Origin of the sequence: Aeromicrobium phragmitis (assembly GCF_003674095.1) — a bacterium.
Taxonomy (GTDB): Bacteria; Actinomycetota; Actinomycetes; order Propionibacteriales; family Nocardioidaceae; genus Aeromicrobium; species Aeromicrobium phragmitis.
Map to the genome: position 1 here is coordinate 1 of NZ_RDBF01000247.1, position 323 is coordinate 323.

1 pseudogene is annotated in these 323 nt (G+C 71.5%); it reads left to right on the forward strand.

Annotation, left to right across the window (positions count from 1 at the left end):
- Positions 1-323, forward strand: a pseudogene (locus tag D9V41_RS18140) (adenylate/guanylate cyclase domain-containing protein); the annotation flags it as partial.

Consider the following 323-nt stretch of genomic DNA (forward strand, 5'->3'; position numbering starts at 1 on the left):
ATCCGGGTGACTCGTCGGCGTTCGGCACGTCGGACGCCGAAGCGGTGGCGATCGTCGCCTCCGCGATCGAGAACGACATCCTCGCCGAGGACACCACCTTCCGGCTCACGCGCGCCGTCGGCCAGACCATGGCACGGCTCGCGGACTGGCAGGTCTCCACGCTGGTCGATCAACTGGAGCGCGACGTCGAGGAGGGCAAGGCCCAGAGCCGGCTCCAGGCGGCGATGGCGTTGGCGGCCACCGCCGGCCCGGCACTCGAGAAGCTCATGGTGCATGCGTGGCGCCGTCACCTGGCCGCCGCCGCATCGCGGTTGGAGGCGCAG